We start from the raw sequence: 14,307 nt of genomic DNA, 5'->3' as shown, positions 1-14,307 counted from the left end.
GCTGGCCTAATTACGCAGGTCTACCTCATGACCGATGATACTCGCCAGTAACTTACTGTCGAGTCAGGGTGGGCGACACCACGTCTATACCGCGAGCCCCGCGGGGGTTCACCGCGTGTGCGCGACCTTCTCGAGCTCCTCGAGCGCGGTGTCGAGGTGTGTGAGCAGCCGTTGGAGGCTCGGGAGCTGGGCGCGAGCACCGATCAGGCCGAAGTTGATGTGATCGGCGGTGCTGGTCACGGTGATGTTGAGCGCCAGTCCCTGCGTCGGGATTGAGACGGGATACACACCGTCGAGTCGGGCGCCGTTCCAGTAGAGGTGCTTTGTCGGGCCAGGCACATTGCTGATGATGATGTTGAACTGCGGCGGGACGTACTGCACGAAGCCGGGGACGGTGGCGAAGGCCAGGGGCGCGAAGTTGGCCGCGCCGAGGGCAAGGGCCTGCAACGGCCGCAGACCGCGGACCACGGACTTGCTGTGTCGCGCCGAATCCACGAGCTTGTCGAGCCGGCGTTCGGCATCGGGTTCGTCGGTTGCCAGGCTCACCAGGATCGCGGTCACCGCATTTCCGTCGTCGTCGCCGTCGGTGTGCATCGACACCGGTACCGCGGCGATCAGCGGCGCGTCGGGCAACGCGTCCTGGTCGATGAGGTACGACCGCAGCGCGCCCGAGCACATCGCGACGATGACGTCGTTGAGGGTGATGCTGCGGGCGTCTGCCACCGCACGGAGACGGTCGAGTTCCCACTGCTGGGAGGCGAACCGGCGGGCGCTGCCGATCGCGACGTCGAGGATGGTGCGCGGTGCTCGTCCGAGGGGCGCCACGAAGTCCGGATCGCGCAGACCGGCGACGGCCACCTTGGCCGCGGCCGGTCCGAGGCCGGCGATCTGGCCGGCCACGTTCGCCAATCCCGACACCCGGCCGCGCAGACTCGGCGCGGGACGGGGACGGCGACGTTCGGCGAGCGCCGGGTCCCACGGTGCGGTGCCCGACCGGTCGCCGGGGTCCTCGGAGAGCGTGCGCTGCAGGAGTCGCAGGGCGGAGACGCCGTCGACCACCGAGTGGTGGATCTTGCTGTAGAGCGCCACCCGCCCGTCCGCGAGGCCCTCGATGACATGGATCTCCCACATCGGGCGGAACCGATCCAGCAGTGCCCCGTGGTTGAGTGAGACGTATCGCAACAGCTCGAGCACGCGTCCCGGGCGGGGGAGGACCGCACGACGCACGTGGTAGTCGAAGTCGATCTCGTCGTCGTACGACCACGCGACGTTGCCGAGTATCGTCACCGGCGAGGCCGGGCGTTTGCGGAAGAGCGGATGGATCTCGGTGCAGCCGCAGAACGCCTCGATGATCTCCTCGGCGAGCTCGCTGGACGACTGGCCCTCGCGTGGCACGAACAGCTGGAGTCCCCCGACGTGCATGGGTTGTTCACGTGTCTCGGCCAACAGGAACATCGACGAGGTGACCGGCATGTACGGCATCGCACCATCACTTTCAACACCGCGGGGTGGTGCGCACAGGCTGAGCGCGACCGGGTCCTCCAAGTATCACGGGGTGACCGCCGGGCCCGGGCTGGAATGGCCATGTTGGGGACGGGCTCCCTACGTTGTAGGGGTGAGATCGGGTGCTCGTCTGGTGGTGCCGGCACTGCTGGTGCTGGTCGAACTGTGGATCACCGTGGCCGTCACCTGGATGTACTTCGCGTCGGCGGGCAGGGTCGACGACGCGCCCGCGCCCGCTTCCCGTCCGACGCTGCTGGTGTTGGGTTCGCTCGTCCACGACGACGGGTCTCCCGGCGACTACGTGCGCGGTCGCCTCGACACCGCGGTGGAGCTGTATCGCGCCGGAGGTGTTGATCGGATCATCAACTCCGGCAACGGTTCCGAGGAAGCCGGGAACGAGCCGGCGGTGATGCGGAGCTATCTGGAGGATCGCGGGGTGGCGTCGCGGGTGATCGTCGGCGACCCGGCCGGTCTCGACACCGCCGCGAGCTGCCGGCGTGCGCGGGTGGTGTTCGGCGTCGACGAGGTGGTCATCGTGACGCAGGACTTCCACCTTCGCCGGGCCATCGCGTTGTGCCGGTACCAAGGTGTCGACGCGCGCGGCGTCGCGGCCCGATGTGACTGTCCCGCCTGGACTCTTGTGCGCAATCACATCCGCGAGACCGTGTTCGCCGGACCGCGTGCGGTGCTGACCGCGGTCAGCTGACCCTGCTGCTTCCCGAGGTGACTCACCACCACCGCAGCGACCGCTGCAGGTCGGCTTCGACGGCGGGGATGAGGCTGCGGACGAAGGTCGCCGACAGGTGGTGGAAGTCGTGCCACACCAGGATGTTCCCGACGACCGCGGGGCAGTAGGTGTCGTCGCACATGGCGTCGGTGTAGTCGAGGAAGCTCATGTTGGGGAACTCGCCGGCGAGCGGGGCCGCGGGGTCGGCCGGTGCCATCGCCTGGTCGCGGGGCACCCCGCACACCTCGGGTTTGCGGCCGCTGGCGAGACACTCCGGTGGCTTGAGTTGTCCGGTCGCCCAGGGGTTGTCGCGGACCGCGACGACGCGCTGGCCGCGGTCGCGGAACTCGGCGAAGATCTCCTCGTAGTCCTTGGGCACGTAGTCGCCGTCGCCCGACTCGACCGGACGGGTGCTGTTGGTGAACACGACGTCGGGTTTGTCGACGGCCAGACGTTCCATGACCCGGCGCGACCAGTCGTTGCACTGGTAGTACTTCTGGCCGAACCAGGTGAAGACGTGCTCGGTCGTGAGAGCACACCCGACCTTGAGGTAGGTGGTCACGCGGAAGCCGTGGCGTTTGCCGATGGCGTCGAGGGCGGTGATCCACTGTTCGGCGTGCGAACCGCCGACGAGCGCGATCGTGCGAGTGGCGTCGACGTCGCCGTAGTACCCGACCTTGATGGACGGGTCCTTCCATCCGCTGATGATCGAGTCGTAGGAGGTGATCGGCCAGTCCATGTCGACGACGTCGGGGCTCGGTTGCGCGGTCACGTTCGGCACCGGCGCCCCGTCGAGGAACGCCCGCGCACCCGGGTAGAGGCGCGGGTCGAGATTCTGGGTGTCGAGGGTGGCGTTCGCGGCGTCGCGCTGCCAGGTCACCGCGGCAGCCCCGGCCGCGACGCTGATGACGACCAGCACCGCGACGAGCGCGCGACGGTAGCCGCGGGTGTCCTGCGGCGCCGGCCGCGCCGTGTCCGCCCGCTTGCGGTCGGCCTTGCCCGCACGCAGCGGCGCCTCGACGTACTTGGTCGTCAGCCAGGCCAGTAGGACCGACACGGCCAGGATGGCGGTGCCCTCGAACCACGAGACGTCGTCCTGATAGCGCCAGGCCAGGTAGAAGATGAGCACCGGCCAGTGCCACAGGTACAGCGCGTACGCGATCGAACCGAGCCACACGAGTCTCGGATGCGCGAGGCCCCGGCTGACCCCGGACCGGATGGAGGTCTGGCCGGCCGTGCCCGCCCGGTCGATGGGGGCGGTCTGCGACGATCCGACCCAGATGAGCAGGAGGGTCGCACCGACCGGGACGAGCGCCCACGCGGCCGGATATTCCTGGACCCCCGCGATCCACCACCCGCACGTGACGATGAGGCCGAGGGCGATGATCCCGAGCAGATCACGCACCCGCTGCGACAACGGGATACGTGGCATCCACACGGCGAGCAGACCACCCACGAGCGGTTCCCACAGGCGGGCGACGGTGTCGTAGTAGGTGAACGGCTGGTTGATCCCGTGGCGGTGGTTCGCCCACGCGAACGAGCCCAGTGCGACGACGCCGAGCGCGATCCCGACGACTCCACGGACCACCTTGGGGTCGGCGAAGAACGCGGATCGGCGGCCCAAGGCGCGCAGCACCGCGCCCAGCGCCAGCGCGCACACGAGGGTGAGGACGAAGAACTGGCCCTGCATCGACATCGACCAGAGATGCTGCATCGGGCTGTTGGCGGAATCGGCGGCCGCGTAGTCCTGTGACTCGAACGCGAGATGCCAGTTCTGGTAGTACAGCGCGCTGGCCTGGAGTTCGGCGCCGAGCGGTCCCCACCGGGTCGTCGGCATGATCAGCGCGATCAGGCCGGCCGTGACCGCGAGCACCAGCAGCAGGGCGGGCAGCAGCCGGCGGAGGAGCCGGGAGAACCGCGGCCACGGATTGATCGCCGCACGCCACGAACTCGTCGCGGGCTGCGTGGCCAGGACATGTTTGAGCAGGGAGGCGACGAAGAAGTAGCCCGACAGGGTGAGGAAGACGTCGACGCCGCCGGACACCCGGCCGAACCAGACGTGGAAGATCGCCACCAGCGCGATCGCGACACCGCGCAGCCCGTCGAGGTCCAACCGGTACCCGGACGTGTTACCGGTCGCGGCGTCCTCGTTCGGGGTTGCGACGGGTGTCGCTTCGGTCAGGGGCGTACGCACAGAGGGCGATGGTACTTGCCGGCACCTGAGGCCGGCCTGGCACGAGCGGGGTGTCGTCGGACCTCACAGCAGACTCATGGGAACACGCTCTCCACGAAGTCCGCGTCGCGGGCCCGGCAGCGCCGTACCATCCCTCGCATGCTGCTCTTGTCGATGGGCGTGTCGGTCGACGGCTTCATCTCCGATCGCGACGGCGACTTCAACTGGACGGTCCCCGACGACGGACTGTTCGCCTTCCACACCGAACGGGTGGCCGAACTCGGCGCATTCGTGTGCGGTCGACGTCTCTACGAGGCGATGGTGGTCTGGGAGACCGACCCGCGGATGCGTGAGAACGAGGCCCACGCCGCGTTCGCCGACATCTGGACGGCGCTGCCCAAGGTGGTCTTCAGTCGCACCCTCACGGCGGTCGAGGGCAATGCCCGGCTGGCTCGGGGCCCGCTGGCCGACGAACTCACCGCGGTGCTGCACTCGACCGACGCCGACGTCGAGATCGGTGGTGCCGACCTGGCGCGGCAGGCCATCGAACTGGGATTCGTCGACGAGTTCCGCATCTTCCGGTATCCGATCATCGTCGGTGGCGGTACACCGTTGCTGCCGCCGGTCACCTCCCCGGTGCAGCTCCGACTCGCCGAGACCCGCACCTACGAGCAGGTGGTCTACGAGCGCTATCTCCGCGTGCGCGACGAGGCGTAGTCCTCCACCCCCAACGGGCGCCGGCGCGCGAGCCATTCGTTCTCGATGCGTCTAACCCTTCATCCGCACCGATCGCCCCGGCACCCTGTCGAGCAGCCATTGCACGCCGACAACCAGGGGAGATCCACACATGACAGCACGACGATCGGTAGCGATCATCGGGGCCGGGCTGGCCGGTACCAGCGCGGCGCTCGGCTTTCTCGACGCCGGGTTCGACGTCACGCTCTACAGCGATCGCGACCGCGAGTCGCTGCGCGACAAGGTGCCGCCGACCGGTGTCGGCGTCCTGTTCGGCAAGTCCCGTGAGTGGGACGCCGAGATCATCGAAGACCTCTACGAGGTCGGCAACACGACCGGCATCAGCGCTCGCCTGTACTCGGGCGTCGGTGACGAGCGTGCCCCGGTCCTCGAGTTCAACCCGGACTACGGCTACGTGGCCCAGGCCGTCGACCTGCGCCTGAAGGCCGACGACCGTCTCGGCCGATTCCTGGACCGCGGTGGCCGATTCGAGGTGGGTCAGGTCGACACCGACCGCCTCGACGCGATCGCCGCCGACGCCGACATCACGCTCGTCGCCACCGGCAAGGGCGGGCTCTCGACGCTCTTCCCGGTCGACGAGTCGCGCACGCACTACCGGGAACCCCAGCGCCGTCTGCTGCAGGTCACGCTCACCGGAGTCGATCACGGCCCCGAGTCCTTCGCCTACCGCAGCAGCGCCGGCGGTGACCACTCGCTGTTCAACCTCGACGCGCAGAACGGTGAGATCTTCGTCGGACCGTTCCTCCACAAGGACGCCGGACCGACGTGGTCCTTCATCGTCTTCGCCAAGCCCGACGGAGCGTGGGCCGGCCGGATCGACGACGTCCACGACGCGGTGTCCGCCCGGCAGACGATCTCCGGCATCTTCGCCGAGTTCTTCCCGGAGGACGCGCCGGTCATCGATCGGCTGCAGGTCATCGAATCCGACCCGGTCTCGTGGCTCAAGGGCGCGGTCACCCCGACGGTCCGGCAGGCCGTCGCCACCACCGCGGGCGGGCACCCCGTCGCGGCGATCGGCGACACCGCGATCGCCGTCGACCCGGTTGCGGGACAGGGCGCGCAGAACACGCTGATCCAGGTCGCCGAGCTCGTGAAGGCTGCGCGGGACCACGACGGCGAGTTCACCGCGGAGTGGCTGTCGGCTGAGTTCGAGAAGCACTGGGAACGACGCGGACGGGCCGCCGTCGAGGTCACCCGGCTCTACCTGGGTGATCCCGACTACGCGACCCACCTGGAGCTGTCGTTTCCGGCTGCCGCCGTCAGTCCCGCGATCGCGTCGGCCCTGTTCGGTCTGCTGTCCGAACCGAATCCGCTCCTCGGTCTGCGGACCCGCGAGGACGTGGAGGGATTCATCTCCGCGGTGGCCGGAGAGCCGCACGACGAGGTCCTCGCCCGGTTCGCGCCGGCCGGGCGGTTCAGCAGCGCCACCCCGGCGGCCGTGAGCGCCTGACACCCGCCCCTCGGCGCCGATGTGATACGAACGACACCGTCGTTCGAGTCGGCGTCGAAGGGGGCAGATGTGAAGTCGGGGTGGACGCTGGCCGACGCGCCGCCGCAGACCGGCCGGGTTGCGGTGGTGACCGGTGCGAATTCGGGGATCGGACGCGAGATCGCGCTCGGGCTGGCGACACTGGGCGCACGTGTCGTGCTGGCGTGCCGCAATCCGGAGACCTCCGCGGAGGCCCGCGACGACATCGTCGGGAAGGTCCCGGGCGCCGAGCTGGAGATCGTCGATCTCGACCTCGCCAGTCTGGATTCCGTCCGTGCGGCCGCCGCCGAGATCGGCGCGCGTCATACCCGGATCGACCTGCTGGTCAACAACGCCGGGGTCATGCGGGCGCGTCGTGACCTGACGCCCGACGGTTTCGAGATGGACTTCGGCACGAACTACCTCGGTCACTACGCGCTCACCGGACTGCTGATGGACCGGATTCTGGCGGCCGATGCCGGGCGGGTGGTCACCGTCGGCAGCCACGCCCATCGAGCAGGCACCATCGACTTCTCCGACATCCCCATGGACCGGACCTTCAGCAGCGCGGGTGCGTACTCCCGTGCGAAGCTCGCACAGATGCTGTTCGCGCTCGAACTCGACCGGCGCATGAGAAGTGCCGAGGTGTCGGCGATTTCGCTCGCCGCCCACCCCGGCGGCACCCGCACCGGGGTGATGCGCGAGCAGAGCAGATTCCTGCAGTGGGCATACCACGCGTCCTCGCTGCGATGGCTCACCGATCGTTTCATCATGGATCCGCCGGACGGAGCCCTCTCGGTCCTCCGCGCCGGCACCGATCCGAAGGCGCAGGGCGGCGAATACTACGGTCCCGTGGGAGGTTTCGGGCTGGCCGGTCCGCCGGTGCTGGTGGAGCCGTCGGCGAAGGCGAAGGACCGCGGCGTCGCTGCGCGACTGTGGGACCTCGGTGCCGAGCTCACCGGGGTGACCATCGACCTCGGCTCATCCTCTGCTCCCTGAGGGCCGCAGCGACTCTCGTCAGATCGCGAACCGTCCGGCGAACGACCGCAGCGGGAGGTCGGTGCTCGTGACGATTCCCGGAGCGGCCTCGACGACCGAGCGGATGGCGTTCAGGGCGGGCAGCCCGGTGACCGTCATGCCGATCGAGGCGAAGTTCTCCGGCTTGGAGAGGTCGAAGCCCTTGCGCGGGAAGATCATGTGTTTGGAATAGATGTTGGGGTCGCCGGTGACCTGGGTGATGTAGCAGGCCTGGATGTTCCACGACGGGTCGGTGTGCGGGGTCATCTGCCATTCGAGATGGGACTCGACGCGGGCCACCCCGTCGACCATGCCCTGGTACTTGATGTGGCTGCCACCGAGTGAACCCTGCGGCAGCTGATACCAGCCGAGGTCGACGTCCTTGGTGCAGGCGCCCAGCTCGTAGGAGAACGCCACCTCGTCGAGTTCGAGTTCGAAGGCGTCGGCCATCAGATAGACCGAGTCAGCGAACACCGCGGTGTACTTGTACAGCGAGTCGGGGATGCTCGGGTCGTCGACCGGCAGGCCGTATCCGACAGCCTTCCAGGTGTCGACGGAGTGGTGACACGAGACGTCGACGGATTCGATGACCGTGACGTTCTCGATGTCGGCCACGTCGGCGGTGTGCACGATGCCGAGAATCTGCGCCAGGCCGGGATTCATGCCGGTGCCGTAGAAGGTGGCGCCACCGCGTGCGCAGGCCTCGGCGATGACGTCGCTGACCTTGCGGCCGGAATGGTGCGGGTGATTGGTGTCGCGATGGAAGCCGGTGATCCAGTCCGCGGTGGTCACGATGTCGATCCCGGCCTCGAGGACTTCGACGTAGAGGTCCTCGTCGGGGAACACGCCGTGGAATGTGAGCACATCCGGACGCGCGGCGATGATCTCGTCCACCGTGCCCGTGGCCGTCACCCCGACCGGATCGAGCCCGACGATCTCGCCGGCGTCGCGTCCGATCTTGTCGGGCGTGTAGCAATGCAGGCCGACCAGTTCGAGGTCGGGGTGGGATCGGATGCGTCCGATCATCTCGGTGCCCAGATTTCCGGTGGCGACTTGGAAGACCCGGATGCGTTCGGCGGCGGTCATGGGAGATCCTTTCGGCGGAGCGACTTGTCAGGGCTGCGCGGCGGCGCGCAGCGCGTCGAGCTCGGATCGGCGGATGCGGACGAACTCCTCGCCCGTCGGGGTCACCGCGCCGCTCGGTGACGAGGGATCGGCACCGTCGGGTCCACCGCCGGGGTAGAACTGACGCGCCCAGTTCCGGAGGGCGGTGAAGCCTTCGAACTCCTTGCGGGACAGCGCGGGCGGATCGGAGTAGCGCTGGTGCGCCCAGATGTCGATGTCGGCGGCGAACTGCTCGATGACGAGATCGGCCATGATGGTGCCGTAGCGGGTGATCTCGCCGGTTTCCTCGCCCGGCTTGCGGCCGATCCACACGGTGAACCGGACGTCGGAGGTGTGCTCGTCGACCGGGGTGACCGCCGGCATCGTGCGATTGTCGACCATGCCCCAGCTCTTGGTGACCGAACAGCCCAGCCCGGCATTGATGGATTCGACTCCGCTCGTGGCATTTTCGAGCGTCGCACCTTCGTCGAAGGCGATGGTGAAGTCGACGTAGGACACCGGTCCGCCGAAGTCGTGCCGCGTGAACTCCGGCATGAACGGTGTCTTGTGGACGAACTTGAAATGGGCGAAGTCGACGCCGTTCTCCATGATGTACTGCGGATGGATCTCGAGTCCCGGCCGGAAGAGGGTGGCCTCCGGGACCGGCGGGTAGTAGTCGGCCGCGGTGCGGTCGTCGCCGAAGTCGCCGAAGATGTCGGGCACGTCGAAATGCGGTGGGCGTCCGTCGATGTCGTGCCAGATCCAGACGGCCTCGTTGCGTTCGACGACGGGGTAGCTGCGGATGCGACGCCCCCGGTTGGGGTGTCGTTCGTACGGGATGCACACGTTGCGACCCTCGCGATTCCACTCCCAGCCGTGGAACGGGCAGACCAGGTTCTCGCCCTCGACGTGGCCGCCGTGTCCGAGGTGGGCGCCGAGGTGCTCGCAGAAGGCGTCGAAGACGGAGACCGTGCCGGACGCGGATCGCCACGCCACCATCTCGCGCCCGAAGTACTTCATGGTGTGGACCGACCTCACCGGGATCTCCGAGCACCAGGCGACCTGGAACCAGCCAGTGGGTGTCATCGAGAGGGGCGTTCTCGCCATGCGGCAACGGTAGGTCTCGTCGCCGCAGAATGCAAGAGGGTTCTATGAAAAGTATCGCGCCTGGTCAGCTGGCGGTTTCGGTGATCTCCGGACTCGGCGACGCCGTATGCATGACGCGGTGTATCTCCGCGGTGAAGTCCTCGGCGGCCTCGATGTTCGACGCATGGCCGGTGTCGAGGACGACGAGGCGGTCGAGTTGGCCGCGAACCGACAGCGCATGGGCGATGCGCTGGGTCATCGCATGTGGGAGGAGCAGGTCGTGCCGACCACCGATCACCGTGGTGGGCACCGAGATCGCTTCGGCGCCGGTGGGGCCCATCGCCAACTGCAGAAGGGCGACCGCGGCCTTGGCGCGGGAGCTCGGCGTGCACGAGCGGGTCATCGCCAGGACGAACGCGGCATGATCGGCGGTCGCCGACCGGCTGTTCAGGATGCGATGCCGGATCACACTTCTCGTGAATCGGTCGCCGGGTAGGGGGAGCGGCACCGCCAGGGCCATCTGCAGCAACCACAGCGGTGCCTTGATGGGGCCGTTGACGAACGGCAGGACACGACTCTCGGTGGCGATCCCGCCCCAGGTCGTGTTGGCGAGAACCATTGCGGCGGCGCGGTCCTCAGCCTGTTGCCGGTGCCGGTGTGCCCACGCCTGGAGCGTGATGCCGCCCATGCTGTGCCCGACGAAGACCGCTTTCGAACCGTCCGGAACCGTCTGGGAGACAACCGTGTGCAGGTCGTCGGCGAGCACATCGGAATCGAACTTCCGCCGGCCCCACGTGCTGTCGCCGTGTCCGCGCTGGTCGTATGCGATGACGTGATAGCGCTCGGCGAGGGCGTTGATCTGCGGATTCCAGTATTCGATGCAGCACGACCACCCGTGGATGAGCACCAGAACAGGAGCCCCCGAAGGGCCGTGATGGTGGACCCGGAGACGTGCGCCGTCGTCGGTGACCGCCCACGACGTCCTGTCCGGTTCTCTCGAGTTGAAGAGGGCGTCGACGTACTGCCGCCGGCGGAGTCGTCGACGTGCTTCTGCCGGACTCAGTCGCGACCGGGCCCGACGGGCGACGGCTGCTCCGCTCACACTCATGGTGTCCTCCTCGACCCCGTGACACGCGTCACAGCAGACGCCCAATGATACAAACCGGGTAACCCCTCGTTCGCAAACGAAACATCTCGCCGGTCACGGCGTCGGCCATCCGGCTACGATCGGCGACCATGCCCACCTCGGACTCCGGCATGCCGGCCGACGGCCCCGCGACAGCCGTCCGACGAGTCAATCGTCGTGGGCAGGCGACGCGCGACGCGATGCTCGACGCCGCGATCACCTCGCTGGCGTCGGGTGACCCGGCATCGGTGTCGGGCAACCGCATCGCCAAGGACATCGGCGCCACGTGGGGTGCGATCAAGTACCAGTTCGACGACATCGACGGTCTGTGGGCCGCGGTGCTGCACCGCACTGCCGAGCATCGCGGCGACCTCCCGGTGAGTGTGAAACCCGAAGCGCCACTGGACCAGCGGGTCGCGGCCATCGTCGACCTCATGTACGACGGGCTGACCGCGCCCGAATCGCGGGCGATCGAGACACTTCGGGCGGCACTGCCGCGGGATCCGGACGAGCTGCGCCGGCAGTTCCCCAAGACCGCAGCCGAGTTCGCTTCTTGGGGGCCGTCGTGGATCGACTCGTGCCAGCGAGCGTTCGCCGACCTGGACGTCGATCCCGAACGTGTGCGCGAGGTGGCGGCATTCCTCCCCGGGGCCATGCGGGGACTGGTGTCGGAGAAGCAGCTCGGCACCTTCCAGGATCAGCAACTCGCCCGCCGCGGCCTGGCCAGGGCCATCGTCGCGCTTCTCGCGGCCTGAGCGCAGGCGGGGAGCAGCGTTCAGGACCCGGTGCCGCTGTCGGCGGCTCCCTCGTCTGGTTTCGTCGCAGGCCGGTTGGGTTATCCCGCGTCCGGAATGTCACGCCTTCACAGAAGGGGACGGTGATGCTTCTGCCGACCGGGCCGAGGGCCGAATCGTTCGCGATGCGCCGGGCGTTGACGTGCGTGCTGTGTCTCCTCCTGCTCGCCGGATGCGCCCGGCAGCCCGGTGGCGTGACGGCCGAACTCTCGCACTCGTCCGGTGACGTGGTCAGCGCGGTTGCTTCCGGAGAGGAAGGGCTGCGTTCGTGGGCCGAGGGTCGTGCACCGCGACAGTACGTTCGCGTCCTCTTCGACGACCTGATCGAGCAGTCGCTGTCCGCCTATGGAGCGGTCGTCAACCTCGACATCGACGACGTCGCGGACGAGCCGATGCGGGCCGGGGCCGAGGACGCGATGGCAGAGGCCACCCGGGTGCTCGTGGCGGCGCGGTCGGTGACGCTGCTCGAACGGGCGGACCCACGGGTGTCCGACTCGCTCGGCGCGCTCACCGAGATCGGCGAACGGCTGCAGCGCTTCGTCGACGATCCGCGTTCCGCGGCCGGTGCGAGGGGATGAGCCGGTGAAGAACGTCATCGGCGTCGCTCTCGGCATCCTGACCGCCATCGGCGGCTTCCTCGACATCGGTGACATCGTGACCAACGCGGTCGTCGGCTCCCGGTTCGGGTTCGGCCTGGTATGGGTCGTGGTGGTCGGCGTCATCGGGATCTGCCTGTTCGCCGAGATGTCGGGACGGGTCGCCGCGGTGAGCGGCCGGAGCACTTTCGAGATCATCCGGGAACGGCTCGGTCCCCGCATGGGCGCCGCCAACCTGGTCGCATCGCTGTTCGTCACCGGTCTCACCCTCACCGCCGAGATCGGCGGTATCGCTCTCGCTCTGCAGCTGGCCAGTGGGGTCGCACCGTTGCTGTGGGTGCCCGTCGCCGCGTTCGGCGTCTGGATCATCGTGTGGCGCGCCAACTTCAAGATCATGGAGAACGTGACGGGCCTGTTGGGGCTGTGCCTGGCGGTGTTCGGCGTGGTCTTCTTCCTGTTGCAACCGCCCTGGGGCCAGGTCTGGGATCAGATCACCGCGCCCGCCATCCCGTCGCAGGAATCGGTACCGACGTACTGGTACTACGCCATCGCGCTGTTCGGTGCGGCCATGACACCGTACGAGGTGTTCTTCTTCTCCTCCGGTGGCATCGAAGAAGGCTGGCGGCGCAAGGATCTCGCCCGTGAGCGATGGAATGTGCTGATCGGCTTCCCGCTCGGGGGTCTGGGGTCGATCGCGATCGCCGGTGTCGCAGCGCTGTACCTGATGCCGGCCGACATCTCGGTGGACTCGTTGTCGCAGGTCGTGTTGCCGGTCGTCCAGGCCGGCGGGCAACTGGCACTGTCGTTCGCCATCATCGGGCTGGTCGCGGCCACGACGGGTGCGGCCTTGGAGACGGCGTTGTCGACCGGTTACACCATCGCCCAGTACGCGGGGTGGCCGTGGGGCGCGGCCAAGAAGCCGCGTCAGGCAGCCCGCTTCCACCTGGTGATCATCGTGTTCCTTCTCGGGGGTGTCCTGATCCTCCTCACCGGGGTCGACCCGATCATGGTCACCGAGTACTCGGTCGTCTTCTCCGCGGTCGCCCTGCCACTGACCTACCTGCCGATCCTCGTCGTGGCGAACGATCGGGAATACATGGGAGACAATGTGAACGGACGAGTGCTGAACTTCTTCGGAACCATCTATCTGGGCATCATCGTGGTCGCCTCGGTGGCGGCGATACCGTTGCTGATCGTGACGGGGGCAGGAAGATGAGCTCCGACGACGACCGTCGGCTGTCGCGCCGCACCACGATCGACCTCCGCCTTCATCTGCTGGACAGGCAGATCCACGACCGGGACGGTGTGCCGCTCGGCGTCGTCGACGACGTCGAGATCGACATGCCCGACGACGGACCGCCGCGGGTGTCCGCGCTGCTCACCGGACGGGCGCTCTTCTATCGACTCATCGGCGGAGGTCCGCATGTGAGCGAGCTCGACCGGATCCCGTTCGACCGCGTCCGCGACATCGACGTCCGGGTCGCGATCGACGACAAGCAGGACGATCTCGAGCTCGCGTGGCCCGAACGATGGTGCCGGGACCACATCGTCGCGCGTATCCCGGGAAGTGGGCAGCGATGATCGCCAGCGACCTGTTGAGCTGTGCCGTCCACGATTCCGGCGGCGATCACCTCGGTCACGTGATCGACCTCCGCTTCGAGGTGGAGGACGACGAACTGCGGCTCGTCGGGTTGCTCGTCAACCGCCGAAACCGCGTGTCCTTCCTCGGCTACGAGCGCCAGGGCGTCTCGCGGCCCTGGGCGCTCAACCGGTTCTTCGCCTGGCTGCATCGCGGCACGGTGCTCATCCCGTGGGCGGACGTGACTTCCGTCGAGGACGGGGCGGTGTGTGTCCGGGACGGTTTCCGTCGCCTCGACGCCTCGCTGGACACCGCGCACGCCGACGGTTTGGGGCGCCCGGTCGACGGGTAGATCTGGGACGGCCGACGCCGCGGTCC

At 68.1% G+C, this 14,307-nt stretch carries 14 protein-coding genes; 9 read left to right on the top strand and 5 right to left on the bottom strand.

Features of this window, described 5'->3' with window-relative positions; translation table 11 throughout:
• Positions 1-108: 108 nt before the first annotated feature.
• Entirely contained in the window at positions 109-1,482 is a 1,374-nt protein-coding gene (locus tag AC3B5T_RS04260) for a WS/DGAT/MGAT family O-acyltransferase (protein ID WP_010843715.1), read from the bottom strand.
• A gap of 154 nt (positions 1,483-1,636) precedes the next feature.
• On the opposite strand from AC3B5T_RS04260, the gene AC3B5T_RS04255 reads away from it, so the two are divergent.
• Positions 1,637-2,209 carry a SanA/YdcF family protein gene (locus AC3B5T_RS04255; RefSeq protein ID WP_055476160.1) on the top strand — a complete coding sequence of 191 codons (573 nt, stop codon included), beginning with the start codon at positions 1,637-1,639 and terminating at the stop codon, positions 2,207-2,209.
• 22 nt (positions 2,210-2,231) lie between these two features.
• Here the strand turns inward: AC3B5T_RS04255 and AC3B5T_RS04250 are convergent, their stop codons facing one another.
• Positions 2,232-4,424, bottom strand: coding sequence for an acyltransferase family protein (locus AC3B5T_RS04250; RefSeq protein ID WP_055476159.1), 2,193 nt, complete (start codon positions 4,422-4,424; stop codon positions 2,232-2,234).
• A gap of 138 nt (positions 4,425-4,562) precedes the next feature.
• On the opposite strand from AC3B5T_RS04250, the gene AC3B5T_RS04245 reads away from it, so the two are divergent.
• From AC3B5T_RS04245 to AC3B5T_RS04235, 3 genes are all read left to right on the top strand, one after another.
• Positions 4,563-5,120 carry a dihydrofolate reductase family protein gene (locus AC3B5T_RS04245; protein ID WP_055476158.1) on the top strand — a complete coding sequence of 186 codons (558 nt, stop codon included), beginning with the start codon at positions 4,563-4,565 and terminating at the stop codon, positions 5,118-5,120.
• Between the two features lie 130 nt (positions 5,121-5,250).
• Positions 5,251-6,609 (top strand): styrene monooxygenase/indole monooxygenase family protein, encoded by a 1,359-nt coding sequence (locus AC3B5T_RS04240; protein ID WP_010843711.1) that lies wholly within the window; start codon positions 5,251-5,253, stop codon positions 6,607-6,609.
• A 69-nt stretch (positions 6,610-6,678) separates the two neighbouring features.
• Positions 6,679-7,626, top strand: coding sequence for an oxidoreductase (locus tag AC3B5T_RS04235; protein ID WP_055476198.1), 948 nt, complete (start codon positions 6,679-6,681; stop codon positions 7,624-7,626).
• Between the two features lie 18 nt (positions 7,627-7,644).
• Here AC3B5T_RS04235 and AC3B5T_RS04230 read toward each other — a convergent pair whose 3' ends face one another.
• The 3 genes from AC3B5T_RS04230 to AC3B5T_RS04220 all read right to left on the bottom strand — a co-directional run bounded on the left by AC3B5T_RS04230 (position 7,645) and on the right by AC3B5T_RS04220 (position 10,942).
• Positions 7,645-8,730 (bottom strand): NAD(P)H-dependent amine dehydrogenase family protein, encoded by a 1,086-nt coding sequence (locus AC3B5T_RS04230; protein WP_055476157.1) that lies wholly within the window; start codon positions 8,728-8,730, stop codon positions 7,645-7,647.
• A 27-nt stretch (positions 8,731-8,757) separates the two neighbouring features.
• The gene (locus AC3B5T_RS04225; RefSeq protein WP_055476156.1) at positions 8,758-9,855 is read right to left on the bottom strand and encodes a Rieske 2Fe-2S domain-containing protein; all 1,098 of its coding nucleotides are present in this window, start codon (positions 9,853-9,855) and stop codon (positions 8,758-8,760) included.
• Between the two features lie 64 nt (positions 9,856-9,919).
• Positions 9,920-10,942 (bottom strand): alpha/beta fold hydrolase, encoded by a 1,023-nt coding sequence (locus tag AC3B5T_RS04220; protein WP_055476155.1) that lies wholly within the window; start codon positions 10,940-10,942, stop codon positions 9,920-9,922.
• Positions 10,943-11,070: 128 nt separating this feature from the next.
• Here AC3B5T_RS04220 and AC3B5T_RS04215 point away from each other — a divergent pair, with 128 nt between their 5' ends.
• The 5 genes from AC3B5T_RS04215 (at position 11,071) to AC3B5T_RS04195 (ending at position 14,281) form a co-directional block, all read left to right on the top strand.
• Complete coding sequence (locus AC3B5T_RS04215; RefSeq protein WP_055476154.1) at positions 11,071-11,715, top strand: TetR/AcrR family transcriptional regulator; 645 nt, start codon at positions 11,071-11,073, stop codon at positions 11,713-11,715.
• 125 nt (positions 11,716-11,840) lie between these two features.
• A complete protein-coding gene (locus AC3B5T_RS04210) occupies positions 11,841-12,332 on the top strand; it encodes a hypothetical protein (RefSeq protein ID WP_055476153.1) in 492 nt (163 codons plus the stop codon).
• A gap of 4 nt (positions 12,333-12,336) precedes the next feature.
• Complete coding sequence (locus AC3B5T_RS04205) at positions 12,337-13,566, top strand: Nramp family divalent metal transporter (protein WP_055476152.1); 1,230 nt, start codon at positions 12,337-12,339, stop codon at positions 13,564-13,566.
• Positions 13,563-13,931, top strand: coding sequence for a PRC-barrel domain-containing protein (locus tag AC3B5T_RS04200; RefSeq protein WP_010843703.1), 369 nt, complete (start codon positions 13,563-13,565; stop codon positions 13,929-13,931). Before AC3B5T_RS04205 ends, AC3B5T_RS04200 begins: the two co-directional genes overlap by 4 nt.
• Positions 13,928-14,281: a PRC-barrel domain-containing protein gene (locus AC3B5T_RS04195; protein WP_014928235.1), complete on the top strand. Its 354-nt coding sequence runs from the start codon at positions 13,928-13,930 to the stop codon at positions 14,279-14,281. Before AC3B5T_RS04200 ends, AC3B5T_RS04195 begins: the two co-directional genes overlap by 4 nt.
• Positions 14,282-14,307: the final 26 nt, after the last annotated feature.

This window comes from Gordonia sp. G4, from assembly GCF_057770005.1.
Note: the sequence above shows the minus strand (reverse complement) of the source record. Positions and strands in the feature narration are given on the sequence as shown.

Bases quoted from the DNA above. Each gene is read 5' to 3' on its own strand.
- AC3B5T_RS04260 (WP_010843715.1), bottom strand. From the start codon at position 1,482: ATGCCGTACATGCCGGTCACCTCGTCGATGTTCCTGTTGGCCGAGACA.
- AC3B5T_RS04200 (WP_010843703.1), top strand. From the start codon at position 13,563: ATGAGCTCCGACGACGACCGTCGGCTGTCGCGCCGCACCACGATCGAC.
- AC3B5T_RS04210 (WP_055476153.1), top strand. From the start codon at position 11,841: ATGCTTCTGCCGACCGGGCCGAGGGCCGAATCGTTCGCGATGCGCCGG.
- AC3B5T_RS04220 (WP_055476155.1), bottom strand. From the start codon at position 10,942: ATGAGTGTGAGCGGAGCAGCCGTCGCCCGTCGGGCCCGGTCGCGACTG.
- AC3B5T_RS04230 (WP_055476157.1), bottom strand. From the start codon at position 8,730: ATGACCGCCGCCGAACGCATCCGGGTCTTCCAAGTCGCCACCGGAAAT.
- AC3B5T_RS04225 (WP_055476156.1), bottom strand. From the start codon at position 9,855: ATGGCGAGAACGCCCCTCTCGATGACACCCACTGGCTGGTTCCAGGTC.
- AC3B5T_RS04245 (WP_055476158.1), top strand. From the start codon at position 4,563: ATGCTGCTCTTGTCGATGGGCGTGTCGGTCGACGGCTTCATCTCCGAT.
- AC3B5T_RS04195 (WP_014928235.1), top strand. From the start codon at position 13,928: ATGATCGCCAGCGACCTGTTGAGCTGTGCCGTCCACGATTCCGGCGGC.
- AC3B5T_RS04240 (WP_010843711.1), top strand. From the start codon at position 5,251: ATGACAGCACGACGATCGGTAGCGATCATCGGGGCCGGGCTGGCCGGT.
- AC3B5T_RS04215 (WP_055476154.1), top strand. From the start codon at position 11,071: ATGCCCACCTCGGACTCCGGCATGCCGGCCGACGGCCCCGCGACAGCC.